This is a genomic window from Peptoniphilus harei, assembly GCF_900454685.1.
In the GTDB taxonomy this organism is placed as follows: domain Bacteria; phylum Bacillota; class Clostridia; order Tissierellales; family Peptoniphilaceae; genus Peptoniphilus_A; species Peptoniphilus_A harei.
In genome coordinates this window covers 1-6,466 of the sequence record NZ_UATM01000018.1, presented here as the reverse complement: position 1 = coordinate 6,466, position 6,466 = coordinate 1, and the positions used below count along the sequence as shown (strand labels likewise).

Annotated in this window: 8 protein-coding genes and 1 pseudogene; 4 read left to right on the top strand and 5 right to left on the bottom strand. The window is 27.5% G+C overall.

The window, feature by feature from the left end:
- Window positions 1-757 precede the first annotated feature (757 nt).
- Window positions 758-1,297: an ATPase gene (locus DRZ96_RS00885; RefSeq protein ID WP_256584741.1), complete on the top strand. Its 540-nt coding sequence runs from the start codon at window positions 758-760 to the stop codon at window positions 1,295-1,297.
- A 101-nt stretch (window positions 1,298-1,398) separates the two neighbouring features.
- Window positions 1,399-1,716, top strand: a complete 318-nt coding sequence (locus DRZ96_RS00880) for a YerC/YecD family TrpR-related protein (protein ID WP_112889259.1) — start codon at window positions 1,399-1,401, stop codon at window positions 1,714-1,716.
- Between the two features lie 19 nt (window positions 1,717-1,735).
- Here DRZ96_RS00880 and DRZ96_RS11355 read toward each other — a convergent pair whose 3' ends face one another.
- Window positions 1,736-2,629, bottom strand: coding sequence for an Rqc2 family fibronectin-binding protein (locus tag DRZ96_RS11355; protein WP_256584743.1), 894 nt, complete (start codon window positions 2,627-2,629; stop codon window positions 1,736-1,738).
- A gap of 23 nt (window positions 2,630-2,652) precedes the next feature.
- A complete protein-coding gene (locus DRZ96_RS11350; RefSeq protein WP_256584740.1) occupies window positions 2,653-3,126 on the bottom strand; it encodes an NFACT family protein in 474 nt (157 codons plus the stop codon).
- Between the two features lie 100 nt (window positions 3,127-3,226).
- Here DRZ96_RS11350 and DRZ96_RS00870 point away from each other — a divergent pair.
- Window positions 3,227-4,368: pseudogene (locus DRZ96_RS00870) on the top strand (Rqc2 family fibronectin-binding protein).
- A gap of 43 nt (window positions 4,369-4,411) precedes the next feature.
- Window positions 4,412-4,741 (top strand): NFACT RNA binding domain-containing protein, encoded by a 330-nt coding sequence (locus DRZ96_RS11345; RefSeq protein WP_256584742.1) that lies wholly within the window; start codon window positions 4,412-4,414, stop codon window positions 4,739-4,741.
- A gap of 19 nt (window positions 4,742-4,760) precedes the next feature.
- On the opposite strand, the gene DRZ96_RS00865 is transcribed toward DRZ96_RS11345, so the two are convergent.
- The 3 genes from DRZ96_RS00865 to DRZ96_RS00855 form a co-directional block, all read right to left on the bottom strand.
- Window positions 4,761-5,078 carry a YerC/YecD family TrpR-related protein gene (locus DRZ96_RS00865; protein WP_112889259.1) on the bottom strand — a complete coding sequence of 106 codons (318 nt, stop codon included), beginning with the start codon at window positions 5,076-5,078 and terminating at the stop codon, window positions 4,761-4,763.
- 101 nt (window positions 5,079-5,179) lie between these two features.
- On the bottom strand, window positions 5,180-5,518 hold the full coding sequence (locus tag DRZ96_RS12230; RefSeq protein ID WP_409371941.1) for a hypothetical protein: 339 nt from the start codon (window positions 5,516-5,518) through the stop codon (window positions 5,180-5,182).
- A gap of 315 nt (window positions 5,519-5,833) precedes the next feature.
- A complete protein-coding gene (locus tag DRZ96_RS00855) occupies window positions 5,834-6,067 on the bottom strand; it encodes a hypothetical protein (protein WP_070701178.1) in 234 nt (77 codons plus the stop codon).
- Between the last annotated feature and the right edge of the window lie 399 nt (window positions 6,068-6,466).

Genomic DNA, 6,466 nt, shown 5'->3' with positions numbered 1-6,466 from the left:
AGTAAGACTTACTGATATCGTTAGTTTTTTAGAAGATAAAATAAGCTTATATTTTAAACTTTATTTCAGAAAAGGAAATCCTATCAAAAGTTACTGACAAATTAAATTATGGATATAATTACATTAAAGCTTTTGATAATAATACAAATATTGAAGAAATATCTAATGAGTTAAATGAAAAGATAAGGTCTTTCATGTTGTTAAAAGACTTTTCTAGTAATTTGGAAAGAATAAAAAATAATTATAAATTAGAAAATAATAATCTTAAAGATATTGAGAGTAGTATAAAAAATTATACTGAATCTTATGAAAATACTATTCTAGAGATTGGGGTTTGTCCTTTCTGCTATAGTGAAATAAATGATGAATCCATTGAGCATATAAAATACCACTTGAGGAATGATTAAATGAATTATGAAGAAAATTTAAAAAATTTAAAAGAAGAATTAGACAGACTAAAAAATATGAAGTATAGTCTGAGGCGAGACTTGAACAATTAAATTCTCAAAAAAAAGATATTTTACTTGAAATTGAAAAAACTAGGTATTAAACCAGAAGATCTAGAAAAGGAAATATCTAATTTAAAAAATGAAATTGATAAGCTTTTTAACGAAGCCAATGACTTAATGCCAAGGTTGTGATTTTTTGGACCTAAAGGAATTGGATTTAAATTTAAATAAATTAAATAATAAGATATTAAATGATGAGGGGAAAATTGAAATTTTAGAGGATCAATTAGAAAAAATCGAAAAAAGTCTTGAAAGAAAAAGAGAAATATAGTGAAGTTTTAAGTCAAGTATCTCTATTATTTCAAAAAACCTCTGAATTTGCTCGAGAACAATCTAAAAGACAAATTGAAGATACTGTTACAAAATGTCTTCAATTTATTTTTGAAACAGATATTGAGTTTTTAATAGAACTATCTGAAGCAAGATCTGTACCCATAGCCGAATTCTTTGTGCAATCTAACTATTCTGAAGGTTATAGTATAAAAACCAAACCTGAGATAGCCCGAGGTGGTGGAGTTGTAGACATTATTTCACTTGCTCTTAGAATTGCTTTCTTACAACAAAATCAACCTAACTTATCAGGACCTTTAATATTAGACGAGCCTGGGAAGCACGTAAGTAATGATTATATTTTCAATCTTGGTGAATTTTTGAAACAGTCGTCAAATGTTTTTAACCGACAAATTATAATGGTAACACATAATCCTCATTTGTCACAAATTTCAGACAAATCATTTTATGTAAAGAATAAGGGCGGAATCAGTGAAGTTAGCCCTTATCAAGAGTAATATTTTCTTGACTTTAGCAAGTAAAATTGTTAATATATTAATGAACATAAAGGGTGTTTATGTATTAAATGCTAGAAAACTAAAAGTCAGGAGGAGATACAATGATTTACGACTCAAAGTTAAAAAATAAAGATGTAGATGGATTGTTTGAAGCTATTCTTTTACTTGAAAACTTAGAAGAATGTTATAGATTCTTTGAAGATATTTGTACAGTTAAAGAATTACAAGCAATTGCACAAAGACTTCAGGTTGTTAAACTATTAGTTAAAAATAAAACTTATCATGAAATTGAAACTGAAACTGGAGCTTCAACTGCTACTATATCTAGAATTAATAGATCTTTAAACTATGGATCTGATGGATATAAATTAGTTTTACAAAGACTAAACTTTATAGATGAAGATGAAGAAAAAGAATAAGGTATTCCTTATTCTTTTTTTATATATTTATATTTATTGTTTTGTAATTTGTATAAGATACTAAACCCGGTTTTTTTGCAGGATGTCTTTTTACATTTATCTTGAAGGTATAGTCTACCGGTATATTTTGAGATTTGGATAATGAGCTATACTTAGCAGCAAATTTTGCTGCAGTCATCATTGCACTATTTGAGAAATCCCTATTATCATTTTTTAAAATTACATGTGATCCTGGAGCATCTTTTACGTGGAACCATAGATCATTTTTTCTAGCTTTTTTTAGAGTCAAATAATCATTTTGTTTATTATTTTTCCCAATGTAAATATCAAATCCATCTTCTGTTTTAATTACAAGATAATTTTCTTGAGAGTCTTTTCTTTTCTTCTTTTTATTATTTTTTTTCTTCTTTAGATAACCTTCTTTTTCTAACTCTTCGTATAATTCATCAATCTCATCAGGAGTCTCTGCGAAGTCGATATTTAATAATATAGATTCTAAATATTCCACTTCAGACTTTCCAATTTCAATTTGTTCACTTAGAAAAACAGCTGCATTTTTCAGCTTTGAATATTTCTTATAATATTTAGAGGCATTAGAAGGCCCATCCAATTTAGGATCAAGAGGAATTTTCATTTCTTCCATTTCATTATAAAAATTTTCTACTGTGACAGAACTTGCACCTTTTTCAATTCTATGAAAATTTGAAGATAAAAGGTCAGCATAAACTTTAAACTTGTCTCTATTTAGGGCAGCATTGAGTTCATTTACTTGGTTTGATATCTTCCTATTAGTTTTTTCTATATGCTTCTTAACAGCCTTTCTAAGCTCTTTGCTCTTGGATCCTAAAGAATCCCTTAAAAATTTTGAATTATAAAACTCTTCTAGAAGGGGAGAGACCATTTCAACTTTTATTTTCTCATAATCACTTAATGATTCTAGATCAATTGAATAGAAGTCTTTAAAGACATCATCTCTAATGATTTTTTTATTGAGAATTTATTGTCTCTAATATCCTTAAAGATACTAAGGAAATTCTTATTTAAGTTTTCCATCTCTTCTTCATTAAGTGAAGAAATATTTCTCTTAAAATCAATATCTGATCTATACTCCAGCTCGCTACACATTTGTGGACTTATACCTGTAAAATTCTTTAAAAAGAAAGATTTTAGATTAAGGTTCTCTTGAGAAATCTTAATCAAATCAATTATTGAGTCTGTATCACAGGGATTAAGTCCACTTGATATATCTTCTTCATTATAAGTTAGACCAGGTAGAACTTCTCTAACGCTTGAAAGATTAAAATTAACTCTTTTTAGGGAGTCTATAATTTTTTTGCTTTCATTATCAATAAGAATAACATTGGAGTGTTTACCCATAAGTTCAATTATAAGAGACTTTTCACTGTACATCCCTAGTTCATCACGAGATTTTACATGAATTTCAACTATCCTATCATCTTATATTGATTAACAGCGAGTATTTGATTATTCTCAAGATGTTTTTAGAAGCATGCAAAATGCGGTGGAGAAATTTCTTAGAAAACATCTTGAGAATAATCAAATACTCGCTGTTAATCAATATAAGATGGATAGGATAGTTGAAATTCATGTAAAATCTCGTGATGAACTAGGGATGTACAGTGAAAAGTCTCTTATAATTGAACTTATGGGTAAACACTCCAATGTTATTCTTATTGATAATGAAAGCAAAAAAATTATAGACTCCCTAAAAAGAGTTAATTTTAATCTTTCAAGCGTTAGAGAAGTTCTACCTGGTCTAACTTATAATGAAGAAGATATATCAAGTGGACTTAATCCCTGTGATACAGACTCAATAATTGATTTGATTAAGATTTCTCAAGAGAACCTTAATCTAAAATCTTTCTTTTTAAAGAATTTTACAGGTATAAGTCCACAAATGTGTAGCGAGCTGGAGTATAGATCAGATATTGATTTTAAGAGAAATATTTCTTCACTTAATGAAGAAGAGATGGAAAACTTAAATAAGAATTTCCTTAGTATCTTTAAGGATATTAGAGACAATAAATTCTCTCCAATAAAAATCATTAGAGATGATGTCTTTAAAGACTTCTATTCAATTGATCTAGAATCATTAAGTGATTATGAGAAAATAAAAGTTGAAATGGTCTCTCCCCTTCTAGAAGAGTTTTATAATTCAAAATTTTTAAGGGATTCTTTAGGATCCAAGAGCAAAGAGCTTAGAAAGGCTGTTAAGAAGCATATAGAAAAAACTAATAGGAAGATATCAAACCAAGTAAATGAACTCAATGCTGCCCTAAATAGAGACAAGTTTAAAGTTATGCTGACCTTTTATCTTCAAATTTTCATAGAATTGAAAAAGGTGCAAGTTCTGTCACAGTAGAAAATTTTTATAATGAAATGGAAGAAATGAAAATTCCTCTTGATCCTAAATTGGATGGGCCTTCTAATGCCTCTAAATATTATAAGAAATATTCAAAGCTGAAAAATGCAGCTGTTTTTCTAAGTGAACAAATTGAAATTGGAAAGTCTGAAGTGGAATATTTAGAATCTATATTATTAAATATCGACTTCGCAGAGACTCCTGATGAGATTGATGAATTATACGAAGAGTTAGAAAAAGAAGGTTATCTAAAGAAGAAAAAAAAATAATAAAAAGAAGAAAAGAAAAGACTCTCAAGAAAATTATCTTGTAATTAAAACAGAAGATGGATTTGATATTTACATTGGGAAAAATAATAAACAAAATGATTATTTGACTCTAAAAAAAGCTAGAAAAAATGATCTATGGTTCCACGTAAAAGATGCTCCAGGATCACATGTAATTTTAAAAAATGATAATAGGGATTTCTCAAATAGTGCAATGATGACTGCAGCAAAATTTGCTGCTAAGTATAGCTCATTATCCAAATCTCAAAATATACCGGTAGACTATACCTTCAAGATAAATGTAAAAAGACATCCTGCAAAAAAACCGGGTTTAGTATCTTATACAAATTACAAAACAATAAATATAAATATATAAAAAAAGAATAAGGAATACCTTATTCTTTTTCTTCATCTTCATCTATAAAGTTTAGTCTTTGTAAAACTAATTTATATCCATCAGATCCATAGTTTAAAGATCTATTAATTCTAGATATAGTAGCAGTTGAAGCTCCAGTTTCAGTTTCAATTTCATGATAAGTTTTATTTTTAACTAATAGTTTAACAACCTGAAGTCTTTGTGCAATTGCTTGTAATTCTTTAACTGTACAAATATCTTCAAAGAATCTATAACATTCTTCTAAGTTTTCAAGTAAAAGAATAGCTTCAAACAATCCATCTACATCTTTATTTTTTAACTTTGAGTCGTAAATCATTGTATCTCCTCCTGACTTTTAGTTTTCTAGCATTTAATACATAAACACCCTTTATGTTCATTAATATATTAACAATTTTACTTGCTAAAGTCAAGAAAATATTACTCTTGATAAGGGCTAACTTCACTGATTCCGCCCTTATTCTTTACATAAAATGATTTGTCTGAAATTTGTGACAAATGAGGATTATGTGTTACCATTATAATTTGTCGGTTAAAAACATTTGACGACTGTTTCAAAAATTCACCAAGATTGAAAATATAATCATTACTTACGTGCTTCCCAGGCTCGTCTAATATTAAAGGTCCTGATAAGTTAGGTTGATTTTGTTGTAAGAAAGCAATTCTAAGAGCAAGTGAAATAATGTCTACAACTCCACCACCTCGGGCTATCTCAGGTTTGGTTTTTATACTATAACCTTCAGAATAGTTAGATTGCACAAAAGAATTCGGCTATGGGTACAGATCTTGCTTCAGATAGTTCTATTAAAAACTCAATATCTGTTTCAAAAATAAATTGAAGACATTTTGTAACAGTATCTTCAATTTGTCTTTTAGATTGTTCTCGAGCAAATTCAGAGGTTTTTTGAAATAATAGAGATACTTGACTTAAAACTTCACTATATTTCTCTTTTTCTTCAAGACTTTTTTCGATTTTTTCTAATTGATCCTCTAAAATTTCAATTTTCCCTCATCATTAATATATTATTTAATTTAATTTATTAAATTAAATCCAATTCCTTTAGGTCCAAAAAATCACAACCTTGGCATTAAGTCATTGGCTTCGTTAAAAAGCTTATCAATTTCATTTTTTAAATTAGATATTTCCTTTTCTAGATCTTCTGGTTTAATACCTAGTTTTTCAATTTCAAGTAAAATATCTTTTTTTTGAGAATTTAATTGTTCAAGTCTCGCCTCAGACTTATACTTCATATTTTTTAGTCTGTCTAATTCTTCTTTTAAATTTTTTAAATTTTCTTCATAATTCATTTAATCATTCCTCAAGTGGTATTTTATATGCTCAATGGATTCATCATTTATTTCACTATAGCAGAAAGGACAAACCCCAATCTCTAGAATAGTATTTTCATAAGATTCAGTATAATTTTTTTACTACTCTCAATATCTTTAAGATTATTATTTTCTAATTTATAATTATTTTTTATTCTTTCCAAATTACTAGAAAAGTCTTTTAACAACATGAAAGACCTTATCTTTCATTTAACTCATTAGATATTTCTTCAATATTTGTATTATTATCAAAAGCTTTAATGTAATTATATCCATAATTTAATTTGTCAGTAACTTTTGATAGGATTTCCTTTTCTGAATAAAGTTTAAATATAAGCTTATTTTTATCTTCTAAAAAACTAACGATATCAGTAAGTC

Excerpts from the sequence above, each read along its gene's own strand:
- DRZ96_RS00880 (WP_112889259.1), top strand. The coding sequence starts at position 1,399 with ATGATTTACGACTCAAAGTTAAAAAATAAAGATGTAGATGGATTGTTT.
- DRZ96_RS11350 (WP_256584740.1), bottom strand. The coding sequence starts at position 3,126 with ATGTACAGTGAAAAGTCTCTTATAATTGAACTTATGGGTAAACACTCC.
- DRZ96_RS00865 (WP_112889259.1), bottom strand. The coding sequence starts at position 5,078 with ATGATTTACGACTCAAAGTTAAAAAATAAAGATGTAGATGGATTGTTT.
- DRZ96_RS00855 (WP_070701178.1), bottom strand. The coding sequence starts at position 6,067 with ATGAATTATGAAGAAAATTTAAAAAATTTAAAAGAAGAATTAGACAGA.